At 40.0% G+C, this 15,933-nt stretch carries 10 protein-coding genes; 2 read left to right on the top strand and 8 right to left on the bottom strand.

Going from position 1 to position 15,933, the window contains the following annotated elements; all coding sequences use genetic code 11:
• Positions 1 to 32: 32 nt before the first annotated feature.
• The 3 genes from AAG807_RS15040 to AAG807_RS15030 are packed head-to-tail and all read right to left on the bottom strand — an operon-like array spanning position 33 to position 2,751.
• Positions 33 to 1,592 carry an aldehyde dehydrogenase (NADP(+)) gene (locus tag AAG807_RS15040; RefSeq protein WP_341905622.1) on the bottom strand — a complete coding sequence of 520 codons (1,560 nt, stop codon included), beginning with the start codon at positions 1,590 to 1,592 and terminating at the stop codon, positions 33 to 35.
• 3 nt (positions 1,593 to 1,595) lie between these two features.
• Positions 1,596 to 1,847 (bottom strand): phosphoribosylformylglycinamidine synthase subunit PurS, encoded by a 252-nt coding sequence (purS, locus tag AAG807_RS15035; protein ID WP_300359960.1) that lies wholly within the window; start codon positions 1,845 to 1,847, stop codon positions 1,596 to 1,598.
• Entirely contained in the window at positions 1,831 to 2,751 is a 921-nt protein-coding gene (locus tag AAG807_RS15030) for a CDP-alcohol phosphatidyltransferase family protein (protein WP_341905618.1), read from the bottom strand. The genes purS and AAG807_RS15030 overlap by 17 nt, the downstream gene beginning before the upstream one ends.
• Positions 2,752 to 2,851: 100 nt before the next feature.
• On the opposite strand from AAG807_RS15030, the gene AAG807_RS15025 reads away from it, so the two are divergent.
• Both AAG807_RS15025 and AAG807_RS15020 read left to right on the top strand, forming a co-directional pair.
• Complete coding sequence (locus AAG807_RS15025) at positions 2,852 to 3,958, top strand: PorV/PorQ family protein (RefSeq protein ID WP_341905616.1); 1,107 nt, start codon at positions 2,852 to 2,854, stop codon at positions 3,956 to 3,958.
• Positions 3,959 to 3,967: 9 nt separating this feature from the next.
• Positions 3,968 to 9,187 (top strand): C25 family cysteine peptidase, encoded by a 5,220-nt coding sequence (locus AAG807_RS15020; RefSeq protein ID WP_341905615.1) that lies wholly within the window; start codon positions 3,968 to 3,970, stop codon positions 9,185 to 9,187.
• A gap of 55 nt (positions 9,188 to 9,242) precedes the next feature.
• On the opposite strand, the gene AAG807_RS15015 is transcribed toward AAG807_RS15020, so the two are convergent.
• From AAG807_RS15015 to AAG807_RS14995, 5 genes are all read right to left on the bottom strand, one after another.
• Positions 9,243 to 10,826, bottom strand: a complete 1,584-nt coding sequence (locus AAG807_RS15015; RefSeq protein ID WP_341905612.1) for a hypothetical protein — start codon at positions 10,824 to 10,826, stop codon at positions 9,243 to 9,245.
• Positions 10,827 to 10,858: 32 nt separating this feature from the next.
• A complete protein-coding gene (locus tag AAG807_RS15010; protein ID WP_341905610.1) occupies positions 10,859 to 12,106 on the bottom strand; it encodes a PP2C family protein-serine/threonine phosphatase in 1,248 nt (415 codons plus the stop codon).
• Positions 12,106 to 13,029 carry an LpxD N-terminal domain-containing protein gene (locus AAG807_RS15005; protein WP_341905608.1) on the bottom strand — a complete coding sequence of 308 codons (924 nt, stop codon included), beginning with the start codon at positions 13,027 to 13,029 and terminating at the stop codon, positions 12,106 to 12,108. The genes AAG807_RS15010 and AAG807_RS15005 overlap by 1 nt, the downstream gene beginning before the upstream one ends.
• Positions 13,030 to 13,118: 89 nt before the next feature.
• Positions 13,119 to 13,781 (bottom strand): hypothetical protein, encoded by a 663-nt coding sequence (locus AAG807_RS15000; protein ID WP_341905606.1) that lies wholly within the window; start codon positions 13,779 to 13,781, stop codon positions 13,119 to 13,121.
• 3 nt (positions 13,782 to 13,784) lie between these two features.
• Positions 13,785 to 15,875, bottom strand: coding sequence for a thiamine pyrophosphate-dependent enzyme (locus AAG807_RS14995; RefSeq protein WP_341905603.1), 2,091 nt, complete (start codon positions 15,873 to 15,875; stop codon positions 13,785 to 13,787).
• Positions 15,876 to 15,933 lie beyond the last annotated feature (58 nt).

The following is a 15,933-nucleotide window of genomic DNA, read 5'->3' as shown; positions in this document are numbered from 1 at the left end:
TAACGTATTTTTAATTTGACCTGTCAACACGTTTACGAGTATTTTCCGTTAAGAAAATGTAAAAAAACAGCGTTTTCGTTGAATTCCACTGTTTTAGAACTAAATCCTTCTGAGAAGTTTTGAAATGTAACAGGACGTTGGAATCGTTTGATCGCATCCCAACCCACAGATGTGAAATAGGAATTCAAACTACTTGGAAAAGGTCCGCCGTGCTGTTGGGCATAGCTCACCTCCACCCCTGTCGGTACTCCATTGAGAATAATCCGACCGGATTTAGCAGTTAAAATGGAAAGAAATTCATCGATCTCTTCCGATGGCTCTGCATATAAACCGGTGGTCAATTGTCCTTCCAAAAGCAACAGGCATTCCTTCATTTCGGATTTGTCGGAACATCGTACAATTGTAAGATACGAACCGAATATCTCTTCCTGAATCTGAGGATGCGCAATAAATTGGGTCGCGTTTACTTCCGCAAGCGTAGGCTGGATGAAATTACCTTCGCGCTTTCCTTCATAAAGTACATCGACTAATTTCGCATGTTCCTTCACGCGTTCGAAATAGCGTTTTGAAATTCCGGGATGCAGCATACATTGTAATTCACTGCTCGAAAAAGCTTGGATCAATTCTTCCTTAAAGGAATTCAACTCTGCAGTTTCTTCTATAACTAATAAACCCGGAGAAGTACAAAACTGACCTGCATTCAATAATACGGATGCACCAATCTGTTTTGCGATTTCCGAGGTGCGTTTTTCCAAGGCGCTTTTCGTGACACTGATTGGATTCGAACTCCCCATTTCTGCATAGAGCGAGATCGGTTCTTTACGTTCATTGATCAATTTCTGAAGGGCCATTCCGCCGCCGATGCTTCCTGTAAATCCAACTGCTTTTACTCGCGGATCCTGAACCAATTGCTGACCAACGGTGAAATCTTCTGCCAACAAATGACATAGGATTCCATCCGGCATTCCTTGTTCCTTTGCGACTTCCAAAATAAATTGAGCTGAAATAGAACTTGTGTGCGGGTGCATGGCATGTGCTTTCACAATCACCGAACAACCTGCAGCAAGCGCTGAAGCCACATCTCCTCCTAAAGTAGAATAGGCAAATGGGAAATTACTTGCTCCGAAAACTACAACGGGTCCAACGGGAATATTGATTTTGGTAAGTGATGGCTTGAGGCTCGGCTTTCTCTCCGGATTAGCAGAATCTATCTTGATCTCCAATGCATAACCTGTTTCAACAGCTTTTGCATAAGTTTCAAACTGGAAACATGAACGAGCAAACTCAACCTCTGCGCGATCTTGCGGCAAACCACTTTCTGCACAAAACCACTTAATGAGGATTTCTTTATTCGCTTTTAGTTTTTCCGAGATTGCTTTTAGGAACCGGACTCTTTTTTCAATCGGGATCAGGCGGAATTGTTCAAATGCTTCTTTGGATTTAGCAAGTGCTAGGTCGACCTCTTCGGCAGTTGCCTGATGAAAAGGAGTTTCAAATGGCTGATTTGTTTTGGGGTCTATCCCAAAAAAAACATGGTTACCAAGAGCACTTACTTGATAACCAATGTGATTTTTACCTAAATACGGATTCATGGCTTACGCCTCCTCAACCGTATACGAATAACTTTCCATGATTTGGTTTGAAAGTAATTTCTTACAAGCCAATTCCACTTTTTCAGTTGCAACCTCTTTAGAAGGTGCATCTACAAAAAGACGTACGTGTCTTCCAACTCGCACTCCGGTAATTTCAGGCAAACCAATAGTTGGCATACTGTTAGTAACTGCTTTTCCTTGAGGGTCTAACAATGCCTCTAATGGCATCACATCGATTTCAGCTTTGAATTTCATGCGTTCGATTTTTTCGAAGAATGTGTTGAATAAATGATAATAACAGGTACAAAAGTACAATAATTGGAATGGACCAAATCAATAAAGTTGAAATAAGTATTCCACAACTTATCAAGAACACGTATCTCGTTCCATTCCCTTTCCACTTGAAGTTCTTGAATTTCAATGCAAAAAGGGGTAATTCAGAAACCAAAAGCACCGACATGATGACAATAATCGGGATCAAAACCATCGGTTGAACCAGCCACATGATCAGATCGTGTTCCCAACCAGTTATTCCGCCATATTGATTTAGCAACAACGGAAATGCCATGAAGAAAATGGTGTTTGCCGGAGTTGGCAAGCCAATAAATGATTCAGACTGACGTGTATCGATATTGAATTTTGCCAGGCGAAACATCGAGAAGAAGGGTATAATTAAGGCTACAAATGGAATCCAATTAACATTCTTTAGTGATGCAATACCGGAAATCCAATTGGATACCTCAAGCGATGAAAAAGCTGTAAAACTATTCACACCAATTAAGGATCTCATCTTAAAATCATGCATGTCAATTCCCATAGGCCATTGACTGAATAAATCTAACATTTCATTTTCAGAAACAGAAATCACAAGCGTAATCATTATAATTATCCCCGGTGCCAAACCGAATGAAATCATATCCGCCAAGGAATCCAGTTGTTTTCCCAATTCACCTTGTTGTTTCAAGAGGCGCGCCACAAACCCATCGAAAAAATCCAAAACTGCAGCAAGGAAAATAAAATAAGGTGCGATATCGATTCTTCCTGCAAAAGCTAAAATAATTGCAAAAACTCCGCAGAGCATATTGCCGGCAGTAATCAGATTGGGGATATTGAACATTTTCATCCAGGTAATGAATATTTTGTTAGTCTTAAAGTTCAAAAAGGTGTAAATTTACACTTCGATTTTATGAATAAACCATTCGGATACACAATTTTTTATAAAAGATGCAGTTAAAGCATTCGTAAGGAACTTGTTTACTATGAAATTTTACCTAATTGTTTGCGTTTTTTTCTGCACCTTCTTTTCGTTTGGACAAGGTTCGGTTGCGCCCAAATACTCGAATGAATTCTTAGCAATCGGAATTGGAGCGGATGCTCTTGGTCTTTCCAATGCGGTAGTAGCGCAAACTAGTGGTGTGAACAGTGGTTACTGGAATCCGGCTGGTTTGGTCAGAACGAATAAATGGCTGGACATCGGTTTGATGCACTCCGAATATTTCGCTGGAATCGCCAAATACGACTATTTAGGTCTGGCGCATCAAATTGACGAAAAAAGTGCAGTTGGTTTATCCGTCATTCGTTTTGCAGTAGACGATATTCCGAACACGACCCAATTGATTGATAACGAAGGTCGAATTGACTACGACAAGATCACCACATTTACCGCAGCAGATTATGCATTCTTGTTTTCATATGCCCGCAAAACCAAAATCAAAGGGTTAGCATTGGGTGGAAATTTCAAGGTGATTTATAGAAAAGTAGGTGATTTTGCTAAATCGTGGGGCTTTGGTATTGATGCCGGCGCCACTTATGAGAAAAGTGAACGCTTGAAGTTTGGATTGGTCATTCGTGACTTGACTTCTACATTCAATGCCTGGGTTTTTACTTTGGATGACCAAACGAAACAAGTATTTACATTAACGGGAAATGAATTGCCACAAAATGGACTGGAACTAACGCTTCCGCGAATGATTTTGGCAACTTACTACAAACAACCATTGGGTAAAAAAGGAATTTATGTTTCCGGAGAATTGGATTTGGATATGACAACGGATGGAAAACGAAATACCATTATCAAAACAAATGTGGTCAGTTTCGATCCACATGTCGGAATCGCTTTCGGATTTAAGGAACTCGTTACTTTGCGAGGCGGTATATCCAATATGCAGTATATCAAGAATTTCGATGACTCAAAAAAATTAACCATTCAACCAAACATCGGTATCGGCCTACACATTAAAGCAGTATATTTAGACTATGCATTTACCGATATCGGTGATGCATCAACAGCATTATATTCGCACGTCATTTCATTACGTCTAGCATTGAATAAACCGAAAAATGCTGCCGTGAAAACAGATGAATAAGAAGAGCCTATGAAAAAACTCTACTTAATACTACTTACGCTTCTACCTGTTGTTTTTGCATGGAGTCAACCCTACGGAAACGAGTGGATTGATTATTCCCAAAAATTTTACGGATTTAAAATTGCTCAAAATGGGCTTTATAAGATCGATTACGCCACATTGAACAGCAATGGAATACCCGTTTCAACCCTAAATCCATCCAGTTTTCAGATCTTCGGAAAAGATAAGGAAGTCCCTGTTTATATGGTTGACAATGGGGATAATTCATTTGACCCGGGCGACTATTTTCTATTCTATGCATATAGAAATGATGGCTGGCTGGATTCCATCATGTATCCGAATCCGGCTCAGATGGCAAATCCGGGATACAGTCTGATCAATGACACCATCACCTACTTTTTTTCCTGGAAGAATTCAGGCACAGGACTTCGCTTTGCTTTACAGCCGGATCAGAATTATTCGAATTATACTCCAAGTAATTTCGTCCGTTCAGAATATAGAAGTAATTATTCGGAAGCCTATTGTGAAGGAGTCGTTGTAGATGAAGCCTCCGGTTCTATCTATTCCAGAGGTGAAGGTTACGGACTTACTGAATTGGCATCAACATCTACCAATGTATCATCCAATATCGCGATTCCAACGCCAAATGTGTATACGGGAGCAGGCGGATTACCCGTAAAGCTGGAATGCCGTCTTTCATCCAATTCAATGGGAAGAGACCTGAATAACCCAATCTCCATACCACCACTCAATCATCACACAAAACTGACCTTCGGAGCATCCAATTTGCCGATTATCGATACCACCTATGGGAATTATTACCAAGTGAAAACGATTAATAATTTCCAAGCAGCAGATTTGACCAATGGAACAACGAACATTCATCATGAAATCATCATGGATCTGAATATTACCGTGGACAGGCAGATCTTTACTTACGCAGTGCTTTCTTATCCAAGGCTTCCAATTGGAAACAATCAACCATTTGATCGTTTTTTTGTTCAAAACGGGGCTGTTAAAAGTAGAATCGATCTAAGCAATTTCAGCGGATCTGCGCCATTGATTCTAAGTTTTGGCTCTGTGCCCAGATATGAAATCCCAACAGTGAATGCCGGTTTAATTCAGTTCATTATACCCAATAACCCTTCGGGGAGTGAAACAGAAGTTTTGGTGGTTGACATAAACACTGCAACTTCCATTAATTCCTTAACTCCGGTAAATGGAACAGGGGTTTTTACAGATTTCAGCACCTTGAATAGTGATTCGGCTCTTATTTTTGTTTATCATCCTTCACTTGCAAGCAGTAAGGATTCCTATTTAAGTTACCGCTCTTCCTTGAGTGGTGGCGGACACAATGTACTCCAGGCAAATATTGAAGAATTGTATTTGCAATTTGCGGGGGGGATTATCAAACATCCTCTTGCCATTCGTCGATTTGTCCATTTCATTCACAATACAAGTACTCAAAAACCGGAAGGATTACTTCTGATTGGAAAAGGATTAAGTATTGGTGAAACACGCAGTTCTCCCACCAATTTTGTCAATTGCCTCATTCCTCCAATGGGTTATCCCGCAAGTGATGTCGCAACAACTGCAGGACTAATCAGTGTGAATGCGTGGGAACCACTTTTACCTACGGGTAGACTTTCCATGACCTCGAATACCGAAGTCGAAAATTACCTTTCTAAAATTGAACAATACGAGGATGCTCAAAGTAATCCAGGATTAAATTTTGCCGAAACAAAGAATTGGCAAAAGCAGTTATTACATTTTGTAGGTGGATCTGACGCTTTGCAACAAAACCAATTCCAGGGATACATGAACCAGATGAAGGCGATTGTTGAAGACACTGTCTTTGCCGGAAATGTTACCAATTACTTCAAATCCTCCAGTAACCCGCTCGACCCCAATGTTGTAACCACTGTTACACAAAAAATAGAAGACGGTGTTTCCATCATGAACTTCTTCGGTCATGCTGCAGCATCAAATAATGGTTTTGAGATTAATATCGATGAGCCTAGCAACTGGAATAATTTTGGTAAATACCCAATTGTTATCGGAAACTCTTGTTACAATGGGAACATTTTCAAATCCGGAAACTCTACCTCTGAGAATTTTGTCAATATTCCGAATGAAGGAGCAATCGCCTTTTTATCCACTATTTCTGTCGGTTACGATTCACCGCTTGCCATTTATTCGACGGAACTATACAAACAATTCTCTTACAAGAATTACGGAAAGACTTTTGGCTCACAAATCAAGAGCACCATCAAAACCATTTATGATCAATACACTCCGGTTTTAGGTGACGGGCTTGTATTCTATGAATCTGCCTGCACGCAGATGACACTTCACGGAGACCCGATGCTCAAAGTCAATTACAGTACCGCTCCTGAAATTGATATTCAAGTTACTGATTTGAGTCTGAGTCCCAACAACGTGAATCTATCCGTGGATAGCGTAGAACTGACTTTCACTATCCGGAATATTGGAAAATCGATTAAAACTCCTGTTTACGTTGAGATTCGAAGAAATTTCCCTGGCACAGCAACTGATTCTTTGAAGACTTTATTCTTACCTAGATTGAATTACGACACCATTATCAAGCGCAAATTCCCTTTACAAGCAGAAATTAGTGCAGGCGTCAATAACTTTACTGTTTCCATTGATATTCCGAATGTATATCAGGAGCAGTTTGAGGAAATTTCGAACAACCAGGCAAGTGCCAACTTCTTTTTGAATATTGATGGGATGCTTCCAATCTGGCCTTACAATTATGCTGTCATACCTTATGATACCATCACTGTAAAAGCATCCACGATTAATCCGATTGCCGAAATGAGGACCTATCTTTTCGAGTTGGATACAACGGACACCTATGATAGTCCACAATTGAGACGATTTTCTGTAACGGGTCTCGGTGGAGTAAAAAGCGTTCATCCGAATCAATGGCTTTCTGCCTTTGGCAGCCCCTTCCCATTAACTTGTACCGACAGTACGGTTTACTTTTGGAGAGTTGCCGCCGATAGCACTGTTCCCAATTGGTCGGAATATTCTTTTCAATATATCCCGGGGAAACGCGGTTGGGGACAAGATCATTTTTTCCAGTTTAAGAATAATTCGTTTTCCGGATTAATTTATGATAGAAACACCCGAACCAGAGAATTTATTCTGAATGATTATCATACAATTGGTGTTCAGGTAATGAAGACTACGAATCCTGATGAGTCGGTTTATAATGGATGGACAATTGATAACAGCTTGGTAGATTATGCAACATGTAGTTACAATCCATACATCTATGTTGCAGTAGTAAATTCGTCTACATTGGAACCTTGGAAAACGCATTGTCCGGGATGTGCAAGTGGAAACCCGGCAGGTAGCAATAATGATCCATCCATGAATTTCGGAAACCTAAATAATCTAGGTAGTGCTGGCGGACTAGGATGTCGTGATCGCTTCGAATACTACTTCACGTTTGATGAAACAAGCGCCACATCTATGGCAAACTTTCAGAACATGATAGAAAATGGCATTCCTGATAGTAGTTATGTCATCATCTATTCTCCGTTTACAACTTATTTTGATTCGTGGACGATAATTAGCCCTGGAATTTATACCATGTTCCAAAACCTTGGTTTCCCTTCCGTTAATCCCTCTCAACCTAATGATCCATTTGCACTATTCTTTAAAAAGGGAACCACTTCTTTTAATCAGGTTAAGTTTTGGACAGACAATCAAGTAACTAATGAAGCACCAGTAGGCGTTGCTAAAATTAACATCTTGGCAAACGTTTTAAAACCAGCTTATCTTGGAGTTGAAAAAACACCTCAAATCGGTCCTGCTTTTGAATGGGAAACCTTGTATTGGAGAAGAGACTCTTTGGAATCGCCTTCCACAGACAGTGTTCGCATATTTATTGAGAAATATGGGGTCACCAATGATTTATTAGGCACTATTGACACAGTATTCACTCCATTGGATTCCATTATCAACTTGAATAATTTGATTGATGCAACGATTTATCCAAGAATTAGAATCGGAATTTACAATTCGGATAAGACAAACTTAACACCTGCACAAATAGATCGTATCCACGTTCTCTACCAACCTGTTCCCGAAGCGGCAATAGATGGATCTTCCGGATATTACGCATCTGTAAGCGGTGACACCTTGTATGAAGGACAGGATTTCAGTTTTGCAGTGGATGTAGTCAATGTCAGTGAATTTGACATGGATTCCCTGCTGGTAGATTATTGGATGGAGGATCAACAACATATCAAACACGTTATCCCTTACCCAAGACAAGACTCCCTGCGCATTCATCAAGTATTAAGAGATACCATTCAGTTTAACTCGATAGGACGGGCAGGTTATAATATCCTATGGATGGAAATCAATCCGTATGTCAATGGGTCATTAGTTCAAACAGATCAACTGGAGCAATACCATTACAACAATATCTTGCAACTTCCGGTTTTCGTTGTGGAAGACAACAAGAACCCCATCCTGGATGTTACCTTTAATGGTCAGCACATCCTGAACGGAGACATTATCGACCCGACCAGTGAGATTCTGATTACCTTGAAAGATGACAATCCTTATCTGGTGATGGATAACATTTCAGACACCACCCTTTTCGGAATTTACCTCACTGGTCCTGATGGAATTCAAAAGCGAATTCCCTTCATCGATGCGAATGGAAACACCATCATGCAATGGTATCCTGCTACCGGATCCAATTTGAAATTCAAAATTGTCTATCCGAAAGAATTCTTAAGTGACGGAATGTATCAGCTTTTTGTTCAGGGAACAGACCGATCCGGTAATATCTCCGGAGATTACGAATACAAAGCAACCTTTGAGGTAATCCGGGAATCATCGATCACTCAAATGATGAATTATCCCAATCCGTTCTCGACCAGTACGCGATTTGTGTTTACTCTGACCGGGACAGAAGTTCCTGACGACATCATTATCCAAATCATGACCGTATCCGGGCGTGTCATCCGGGAAATAACGGAAGATGAACTTGGACTGATCCGCATCGGTAGAAATATCACAGAATATGCATGGGATGGGAAAGATGAATTCGGAGACCCGCTTGCTAACGGTGTTTACCTGTACCAGGTGAAAGCTAAAATTCAAGGAGAAGACATCAAACACCGCGATTCCGGGGCTGACCAGTACTTCAAAAAGAACTTCGGGAAGATGTATTTAATGAGGTAAAAAAAAAGACCGTCTCAATTGAAAACGGTCTTTTATCTATTTTAAAATTGGTTGATCACTCCTCAAACTCCACTTTGAACATCATATCACTTTTCTGCTTGATATAAAGCTCAATTGCGAATGAATTATCGGTCAATGGTATTACTCTATTTGCGGCATATTGATAAACCGGGGTTCCATCAATCTGCTTGAATCCAAAAAGAGCCAAGTGCTTTCTCTCACCCGTCATATTATCTGTTTTGTATGCAATTACAAAACGTTCTTTTGCAAAACTCGCATGTGGACTTTGATCATCAGGAAGGTCCGCATTTTTCGGGTTATCAGTAAACAAAATATAGGTACACTTTTGAGAAGTGAATAATCTGAAAGATTCAACGGTTGAACGTTTCGGAAACTTTTGCATCCACCCCAATTCTCCATCAGCGTTGATTTTCACAACAATTACATCATCATAATGGTAAGTCGTATGCGTATTTCCTTTTGAATCGGTATACGTTGTAATATAGAATATCTCTCCTGCCAAAACAATTCCGCCGTCATCCAGGATTTCCACATCACTCATGGTCAAATTCGCCAAAGTCAGGTTATCATTTTCATCAGCTTCCGCCATTTTCTTTTTACCTCGTTCCGAGATTCGTTTGTACTTTTTGATAAAATCAAGAGAGAATTCATAAAATTTAGGGGTACTCAGATTTCCCTTGCTATCCAGAATAGAAACAAAAGTACCATCAACGCCATAAGACTTTGGTTTACGGTAATATCCGGCACAAATAATATCTCCATTCTTGTTTTCCTTCATGATTACATCGTCGATCATGCTTTCCCCTAAATTAAACTCGACCTCCTTCAAACTTCCATCTGCACTTGCAATTAAGATCGCAACAGATTCGTTATCCGGATTATTTCGGTTTCTCATTTTCTTTTCTTCCTTGTATTTTTTAATCAGGAAGAACCCATTCCCTTCCGAATCAACAGAAAAATCAAGATTATCAATCAAACTCTCCGTGTATGGCATCGTAAAATCAGCGTTCCACTTCTGATTCAAATCGCTGTCAAACACATGCATCCCAAAAACATCATTATTTTTTGAATCATCCTTCACAGCTGGCTTGTATCGATACTTCACTGCGAACATCTTTTTATCAGCAGAAATATCAAAACTGAACAGGTTGAATGATGTGCGCACAAATCCAAACGAAGAGATTTCTTTCTCGACAGTCAGCAATACTTTCGGATCACCATCAAATGCTCCCTTTTCCTTGTCAATTGATTGCGCATACAATGTTTCCGAACCAGCTTTTTTATCAAGGATCGAATACATCATAACCAGTCTTGAATCAAGTTCATAGGTCCCATAATTAGAAACTCCTTTAAAAGAAAAGGCTTCAGTGAATGAACTTTTCAGATTCAACTGATCCCCTGAAAACTTTTGAAACAAGTATCCTTCTTTTACCCTTTTGATAGCCAAAATCTCATCGTTAGCTACCTTATAGTAAGTTTTTGAATAAGCATCTACCACCGGATAAGCTTCACTTTTTGTAATTTTCACCTCCGATGAACGTTTCATTTCCTCATCATCCTGAGCAAACAGGGATAAATTCCCCAATAAAAACAGGAGTGTTAAATTGATTATTTTCATTTTGAATTTTTTGTGTAAATGTAGCAAAAGACTTAGAAGAATCTGCATGAAAATATCGCGGTATCATCCACCAGTTTTCTGTTCCCACGCCATTCATCCAATTTTGAAAACACGATATTATTCATATCCTCCATACTAAGTCGGTAGAAATTATGATAGATCTTTATCAGGCGCTCCAGTTCAAAATGACAATTCTTTTCATCTTCCAATTCCACCACTCCATCCGTGTAAAGAATCAGGGTCGTATTGGGTTTGAGCACCTCCTTACCAACCTGAATGAAAGGCATCTCATCAAACATCCCCAAACCAACACATCCGATATCCAATAATTTCTTCTCTTTCCCATTAGTGATAATCGGTTGATTGTGTCCGGCATTTACGTAGTCCAACTCGCGCGTTTCAGTATCATAAACAGCAATGAAAAAGGTGATGAATTTCTCCCCTTTTGCGCTAGTCATCACTTTCTTATTCAATTCCTCGATTAGGAACTCCAATGAAAATGGTCTGATTTGATAAACTGTTGAATAAAATGTCCGGATAGTAGCCTGAAAATTTGCCATAAGCATTGCCGCACTGATTCCTTTTCCACTCACATCAGCAATGCAGATCACATACTTATCGTCACCAAGTGGAATGAAATCATAATAGTCACCACCAACCTCATGTCGTGGGATATACTTTGCAGAAATATCCATCTGTTTATTCGAGGGTAAATCTGACGGGAAGAGCAACTTCTGCATTTCCGAAGCAACCTCAAGCTCCTTTTTCAAGCGCTCTCTTTTCAATTCTTCTCGCGCCATCCGCTTGTTTTCAATCGCCATAACAACCATGTTGGTAAGCGTTTGAACAAAGCGCATATCTGCCAAGGTTTCCGACTTCTTGACTCCAGAGCCTTCAATCCCTGCAATTAACAGATAGGCCAATGGTTTATCCTTATGAAAAACGGGAACGATGATGTCAAATTCATCAATTATTGGGGAATAACTGGATTCAATGACAGTAATATCGCGAAAACGGTATAATTCCCTTTCAACGGAAATATCTTTGACTTTACTCTTCAGTCCTACCTTTAAAAGCGGACTCCACTGATTTTCTTTATTAAAAAGCAGGAAATGATCAAAACCCAATTGTTCGCGCATAACATATTCAAACAAACGAACGATCTGCTCGATACTTTGATTGATTGCAATAGCTCTCGTTAGCTCCAAAAGGGAATTCAGACGAAATTCTCCTAATTCAACTTGTGATTCCAGATTCGCTATGCGGGCTTCAAATTTCATCACTTGTTTTTTGCTTCTGCAAGGTTTTTCAAAACGATGAGTTCACGCATTTTTATTTTCGACTCATCACAAGGACTTCCGAAATAAACTTTTCCAGCTTCCAACGTCTTTCCGATTCCGGATTGAGCTAATACAACAACCCCGTCTCCAATCGTTATTCCAGAAGCACAACCTACTTGCCCCCATAAAGTGACGTTGTCACCAATGTTGCAACAGCCAGCAATACCTACCTGAGATGCAAAAAGACAATTTTTACCTATTACGGTATCATGTCCTATCTGAACCAGGTTATCAATTTTGGTTCCTTCACCTATTCGGGTAATTGAACTGACTCCAGCATCTATAGTTGATCCAGCCCCTATTTCTACATTTTTTTCAATGTAGACAAAGCCACAGCTGTGCATCCTGTCATAGCCGGAAGGTTTCTTCTTATAGTAAAAGGCATAATGACCGATCACTGCATTTGGACCAATAATAACGTTATCTTCAATCACTGTTCCGTCTCCAATATAAGCACCGGGATGAATAATCACATCTTCTCCGATGATGACATCATGACCTATAAAACAATTTGGAGAAAGATGTGCCGAATCAGCAATCTGACAATTTTCACCCGTCATCGACATTTGAGGCCTGTGAGGTGCGAACTTATTAGTAAGCTTGTTGTAATCGTCGAATGGAACTGGTGAAACAATCAGTGCTTTTCCTTCAGGAACAGGAACTTCCCGATCAATCAGGATAAATGTGGCCGCTGAATTGAGGGCCTTCTCGTAATATTTAGGATGGTCGACAAATACCAAATCGCCCGGCTCAACGCGATGAATTTCATTGATCCCTGTAACGATTAAAGACTCATCTCCAATAACTTCTCTGCCCAAAAATTGCGCAATTGCGCCGATGGTATGTATGCTTCCGATTTTCATAGACTTACTCAATATAAAAGTAAGACCTTATGAAGCCTTTTTTATCAATGATCCGAATTACTTATAAAAGCGGAATTGTTTACAAGTCACTAATCTCTGGATAAGCGCAATATGATTCGAATCACTAACAGAGCAACCCCAACCAAAGTCCAAATAAGCGCTTTGTTACTCCTTTTGTTTTCGGTTAGATCGTTTTTCTGTTTTTCTGCTTTTATCTCCTCCAGATATTGAATCACTGTTGCTTTCTGCTCTTCGTTTAAAGGCAGATTCTTTTGTATACCGGCAATCTTCCTTCCGATGTTCGTCTTATCATCCAAATGATACCTGGCAAACAATCGATATTGTAAGTCCGTCAGATCTTTATTATCCAAAGTGTTTATCAAAGTTGAAAAACCGGGATGAGTAAAAATCTCATTCAATTCATCCTCATTCCTATGCCCTCGGATATAAATCTGGAAATCCTGAAGAGTCTCTCTTTTTATTTCCAACTGGTCCGATTCGGAAAACAAGACGATGTAGGAATATAATGCACTTACCTTTGTCAGATCTCTTTTTGTAAAAGCATTGTTCAAAGCAGTCAACAAACGTGTTTTATCTTCCGAATTAATGGAAGATAAAATTTGAGTCGTTTCGGGCAAATCCTTCACAATCCCATCAAGGGAAACAGATATATTCACATCCGATAAATCTGTTTTAATCAGTTCAATGCGACCCAACATCGCTCTGACTCTAGGTGGATGATTTTGATTCAAGGATTAATAATTTATCAGTTTTTCGAGGGCCGTTTTCACTTTATCCGCATTCGGTAACAACTCAGCTTCCAAGATTGAATTCAATGGAATTGCCGGAGTATCGATTGAGCCTACCAAACCAATCGGGGCATCCAAGAACTGAAAACAGTCGCGTTGAATTCTTCCCGCCAACCCAAGGGTGAAGGATGCTTCAACAGATTCCTCAGTCACCAATAAAACTTTACCATGTTTTTCAACGGAAGCAGAAATTGCCTCCATATCCAATGGATTGATTGAACGCAAATCCAAAATCTCCACTTTCCCTTCAAAATGCTTCGAAGCTTCCAAGGTCCAATAAACTCCACGTCCATAGGTGATCACCACACAAGATTCTCCGTTCTTAACCGATGATTCCGAAGCCTCCTGCACAATACGCGCTTTTCCAATTGGAATAATGTAATCTTCATCCGGCTCAATAGACATGGCTCCTTCCGTTCCAGGAATTTTAGACCAATACAAGCCTTTGTGCTCCAAAATCACAACCGGATTCGGATCATAATATGCTGCTTTTAACAACCCTTTCAAATCAGCACCTGTAGAAGGATAAACAACTTTTATCCCACGAATATTTGCCAAAACTGACTCTACACTCGAAGAATGGTAAGGTCCACCCGAACCATAAGCCCCAATTGGAACACGAATAACACAGCTGACAGGCCATTTTCCATTCGACAAATAATTGGAACGAGAAACCTCTGTAAATAGTTGATTCAATCCCGGCCAAATGTAATCTGCAAACTGGACCTCTACAAATGGCTTCAAACCCACAGCAGACATTCCAACTGTCGATCCGATTATGAATGCTTCCTGAATTGGCGTATTGAAAACGCGGTCATCCCCAAAAGTCTGAGCAAGTGTTGCCGCCTCCCTGAACACTCCTCCCAATCGACCACCGACATCTTGTCCGTAAAGTAAAGCTTCAGGATGCTGCGACATAATTTCGCGTACTGCAAACAATGCGCTATCAACCATGACAGTTTTTTTCTTCCCAGCCGGTTCCCGCTCTCCTTTTTCTTCTGTAATTGGAGTCGGAGCAAAAATAAAGTCTGTGACACTGGATGGAGTAGGATCTTCTGCATTCAAAGCCTTATCGTAATCTGCATCCACCAATTTCCGAACTTCCGATTCAATATTGATTACATCTGCTTCACCTTCCAGCTCACGGATAATATCTTTCAATTTCGGATATGGATCTCTACTTGCAGCCTCTTCCAAATCATCACGGTACCATTCTTTTCTGACACCGGATGTATGGTGACCTAATAGTGGAACTTTCGCATGAATGATAAATGGTCTTCTTTCTTTTCGAACAATTTCAAAGACTTCTTGAACCGTTTGAAAAGATAAATCAAAGTCACTTCCGTCAATAGTACGAACTTCAATCCCTTTAAATCCTTGAGCATAATAAGTGATATCCTGGGCTCTTGTTTCAGCTGCATTTGCAGAAATGTCCCATCCATTATCCTGAACCAGATAAACAATAGGAAATTGTTTCAATGCTGCCATTTGGAATGCTTCAGAAACTTCACCTTCTGTGCAAGATGCATCTCCTAAAGAACAAACTACAATTGGATTCTCCCCTTTGTAATCTTCTGCAATCCCTGTTTTCTCCTTGTATTGAATTCCCATCGCAATTCCGGTTGTAGGAATTGCCTGCATACCTGTAGCAGATGACTGATGAGGAATTTTTGGCATGTCATCCCTTTTCAACGAAGGATGTGAATAATAAGTTCTACCACCGGAAAACGGATCTTCCTTTTTTGCAAAAACCTGCAACATCAGCTCATATGGAGTCATTCCAATTCCCAAAAGGATACTATCATCACGATAATAAGGAGACACCCAATCCTGGGGCTTCAACTGCAAACCTACAGCTAATTGAATGGCTTCATGACCTCTTGAAGTAGCGTGCACATATTTTGCAGTCACTTCTTTGTTCACTTCGTATTTTTCAGCCAATGTTTTAGCTGTAGCCATCAAACGAAAAGCTTTCAACAAAACATCTTTACTTGTCTTAATAGTAGATTTCATGGTCTTCGAAAGAGTATCTGCCATCTTGGGGATTTTTGTAACAAAGATAAGATTCAAAAAGGAAATGAATCGAATTACACAA

The sequence above is a fragment of the Fluviicola taffensis DSM 16823 genome, assembly GCF_943372375.1.
Lineage (GTDB): Bacteria > Bacteroidota > Bacteroidia > Flavobacteriales_D > Crocinitomicaceae > Fluviicola > Fluviicola taffensis_A.
This window is presented reverse-complemented; position numbering and strand designations above follow the sequence as displayed.

Coding starts and splice junctions, on each gene's coding strand:
- AAG807_RS15040 (WP_341905622.1), bottom strand. CDS start 1,592: ATGAATCCGTATTTAGGTAAAAATCACATTGGTTATCAAGTAAGTGCT.
- purS (WP_300359960.1), bottom strand. CDS start 1,847: ATGAAATTCAAAGCTGAAATCGATGTGATGCCATTAGAGGCATTGTTA.
- AAG807_RS15025 (WP_341905616.1), top strand. CDS start 2,852: ATGAAATTTTACCTAATTGTTTGCGTTTTTTTCTGCACCTTCTTTTCG.
- AAG807_RS15020 (WP_341905615.1), top strand. CDS start 3,968: ATGAAAAAACTCTACTTAATACTACTTACGCTTCTACCTGTTGTTTTT.
- AAG807_RS15015 (WP_341905612.1), bottom strand. CDS start 10,826: ATGAAAATAATCAATTTAACACTCCTGTTTTTATTGGGGAATTTATCC.
- AAG807_RS15010 (WP_341905610.1), bottom strand. CDS start 12,106: ATGAAATTTGAAGCCCGCATAGCGAATCTGGAATCACAAGTTGAATTA.
- AAG807_RS15005 (WP_341905608.1), bottom strand. CDS start 13,029: ATGAAAATCGGAAGCATACATACCATCGGCGCAATTGCGCAATTTTTG.
- AAG807_RS14995 (WP_341905603.1), bottom strand. CDS start 15,875: ATGGCAGATACTCTTTCGAAGACCATGAAATCTACTATTAAGACAAGT.